Annotated in this window: 3 protein-coding genes and 1 pseudogene; 3 read left to right on the forward strand and 1 reads right to left on the reverse strand. The window is 72.5% G+C overall.

The features are described 5' to 3' along the window. Nucleotides 1–241 precede the first annotated feature (241 nt). The 3 genes from AC27IQ_RS22905 to AC27IQ_RS22915 all read left to right on the forward strand — a co-directional run bounded on the left by AC27IQ_RS22905 (nucleotide 242) and on the right by AC27IQ_RS22915 (nucleotide 1,902). Nucleotides 242–1,012 (forward strand): pseudouridine synthase, encoded by a 771-nt coding sequence (locus AC27IQ_RS22905; protein ID WP_487090915.1) that lies wholly within the window; start codon nucleotides 242–244, stop codon nucleotides 1,010–1,012. Between the two features lie 181 nt (nucleotides 1,013–1,193). Then, nucleotides 1,194–1,697 (forward strand): MgtC/SapB family protein, encoded by a 504-nt coding sequence (locus tag AC27IQ_RS22910; protein WP_284403469.1) that lies wholly within the window; start codon nucleotides 1,194–1,196, stop codon nucleotides 1,695–1,697. A gap of 61 nt (nucleotides 1,698–1,758) precedes the next feature. Next, the gene (locus AC27IQ_RS22915; protein WP_272564027.1) at nucleotides 1,759–1,902 is read left to right on the forward strand and encodes a hypothetical protein; all 144 of its coding nucleotides are present in this window, start codon (nucleotides 1,759–1,761) and stop codon (nucleotides 1,900–1,902) included. Nucleotides 1,903–1,973: 71 nt separating this feature from the next. Here AC27IQ_RS22915 and AC27IQ_RS22920 read toward each other — a convergent pair. Next, nucleotides 1,974–2,214: pseudogene (locus AC27IQ_RS22920) on the reverse strand (hypothetical protein); the annotation flags it as partial.

Raw genomic sequence — 2,214 nt, forward strand, 5'->3', positions numbered from 1 at the left:
CTGTTCGCCGACGCGCAGCGCGGCGGGCCGGCGCGGCCCGGCGGGTGGGTGCTGGGGTATGCGAGCCTCACGGTGGAGCAGATCGAGCAGGGCATCCGGATCCTGGGGCGCATCGTGGCCGCCTGGGGCGCGGGGGCGCCCGCCCCGGTGCCACCGCATTGAGGGCCGGGCCGAGAAGCGGAGGGTGCGGTTATCCTGCCCGCCGACCCCGCCCCGGCCCCATTCCCCTTTTCCGCACTGCATGCCCCTCCTGCACATTCTCTGGCGCGACGAGCACCTCGTCGCCGTGTACAAGCCCGCCGGCTGGCTCGTGCACCGCACGGGGCTGGACGCAGGCGAGACCCGCTTCGTCATGCAAACGCTGCGCGACCAGATCGGGCAGCACGTGTACCCGGTGCACCGGCTGGACAAGGGCACCTGCGGCGTGCTGGTGATGGCGCTGCACCCGGCCGCGGCGCGCACGCTGTCGCAGGCCTTCGAGCACCACGCGGTGCGCAAGCGCTATCTCGCCCTGGTGCGCGGCTGGATGCCCGATGCGGCCGAGGTGGACCACGCCCTGCGCCCCGACGACGCCCCGCCCGACACCCCCGTGCAGGACGCCCACACCACGCTGCGCTGCCTGGCCCGGCTGGAACTGCCCGAGGCCGCCGACCCGCGCTTTCCCGGCACGCGCGCGTCGCTGGTGGAGGCCCTGCCCACCACCGGGCGGCGCCACCAGATCCGCCGCCATCTCAAGCACCTGGCGCACCCCATCCTGGGCGATGCCACGCACGGCAAGGGCCCGCTCAACCGCTGGTGGGCCGAGCGCCTGGGCCGCCAGCGGCTGTGGCTGCACGCCTGGCACCTGGGCCTGGCGCACCCGGCCACAGGCGAATGGCTGGCCCTGGACAGTGGGTTGCCCGACCCATGGGCGGCGACCCCCTCAGCCGCCGCCACGGGTCCGGACACCGCCGGCGATGCGATCGACTGGCAGCAGCGCGTGTTCGCCCTGCCCTGGCGATCTGCCGGATGATCGCCCGGTGCCACCGGCCGCGTCCTACCTGATGTGTCGCCCATGGCCGCTGGAAGGGGTGCGGTTCGGCGCCGACATTGGTCGGCGGTGACGCGCGCCGCGCCCCCCTTTCATTTTTCATAAGGTATTTCCGGATGACCCAGACCCGCCCCCTTTCCCTCCTCCTGCACGGGGCCCGTCGATGATGGGCTGGTGGGACCAGATCGCCACCACCGTGGCCGCCGAATTCTCCGACCTCACCGACCTGGGCCAGGCCACGCGCATCGTGGTGCGCCTGGGCATCGCGGGCCTGCTGGGCGGCCTGCTGGGCTGGGAGCGTGAGAACAAGGGCAAGGCGGCCGGCGTGCGCACCCACATGCTGGTGTCGATGGGCGCGGCGATGTTCGTGCTGGTGGCGCAGCAGGCCGGCATCAGCGCGGGGGACAACAGCCGCGTGCTGCAGGGCATCGTGGCCGGCGTGGGCTTCCTGGGCGCGGGCACCATCCTCAAGGGCGACGGCGAGAGCCAGGTCAAGGGCCTGACGACGGCTGCCGGCATCTGGCTCACCGCCGCCATCGGCGTGGCGGCCGGCCTGGGTCTGGAGGCCACGGCGGTGCTCAGCACATTGCTGGCGCTGGCGATCTTCAGCGCCGTGCCGCTGGTCCAGCGCCTGACGGAACGCGACAGCCACCCGGACACCAAGTAGCGGCCTTCGGCGTGTACCATCGCGCCACGGTCCCATCCGGCGACCTGCAACGGAGCACTCCATGGCCAAAGGCGAACAGCGCAGCAACAAGATGGCGAAGAAACCCAAGAAGGACACTTCGCCCCCCAAGGAAGGAAGCGGTTCCGACCGCCCCATGGCCCCCATCACCGCGGTGATGCCGCGCGGCAAACTGAAGAACAAGTAACGGCAACGGGCCACGGCCCCACCGGAGCCGGGCCCTGCCGCCCGGCCCACCCGCAGCGGCCTGCCCTGGTTTCACAGCGCAGGCCGCTGTTTTTTCTTCTTGGGCGCGGGCCAGATCCACTGCGGCATGGCGGGCGCCTCGGGTGCGGCGGCAGCCGCAACGGCAGCCGCAGGGGCGGCGGCCGCCTCGAAATGCGGCCCCGGGCCGGCCTGGGCCAGCAGGTCCTGCGCGTTGCGCAGCGGGCAGTCCTTGAGCGACAGGCACCCGCAGCCGATGCAGCCATCGAGCTGGTCCCGCAGCTGCGTCAGCATG

This window comes from Acidovorax sp. KPB24-07, from assembly GCF_057543315.1.